The sequence below is a fragment of the Streptococcus cristatus genome, assembly GCF_003943815.1.
In the GTDB taxonomy this organism is placed as follows: domain Bacteria; phylum Bacillota; class Bacilli; order Lactobacillales; family Streptococcaceae; genus Streptococcus; species Streptococcus cristatus_F.
This window is the reverse complement of sequence record NZ_RJNA01000063.1, coordinates 1-683: the sequence shown is the minus strand read 5'-3', so window position 1 is coordinate 683 and position 683 is coordinate 1. Positions and strand designations below refer to the sequence as shown.

1 pseudogene is annotated in these 683 nt (G+C 28.3%); it reads right to left on the bottom strand.

What is annotated here, in order from left to right:
• A pseudogene (locus D8872_RS10905) lies at positions 1-683 on the bottom strand (hypothetical protein); the annotation flags it as partial.

The following is a 683-nucleotide window of genomic DNA, read 5'->3' as shown; positions in this document are numbered from 1 at the left end:
CCAGAGTCCTCATAATCAGAAACATCTTCCTTTAAATATTTTTTGCATTCAGCTAATAAAGGTTCAGATAAACATTTCTTTATAAATTTATCTTCTTCATCAAAAATATTATGTATGGACTTATATATTAAAAATCCTATAGCATTTATCCCTCTCGGAATTGAGTCGCTATAATCTTTTAAACCATAGTATTCAATCTCTAATGAACAAGATAAAACTGAACTAATAATTTTACGATCACTTAACCACAGATATGAATGTATAAACATTGCCAATCCTTCTTGATTTAACGTTGTCCGATATCCGATCGATCCTCCTCCCTTATTTTGCAAATTAACGTATAGGATCTTTCGGGGCTCATAATAATTTTCTAGAATATAATTAAAACTATTATTCTGATTACCATCAACATATAAATTTTTGCAAAAAACATTAAATCTTACTCGGTCTTCCTGTTTTCCAAGTTCAAAAAGGAAAAAATATTGATTATCAGGGTCTTGTTCGAATTTATCTGGTGAGTAGTCACTAATTATGTTTAAAACTGTTGTTTTCCCAGTCCCATTTATCCCAACTATTGGTGAAATATTATAAATAGACTCTCCATAAAAGTTTTCAATATAGTCTGGATTTTTATCAATTTTTAATTCATTTGTTTCAAAGTTAAAATCAACTTTATATTCATC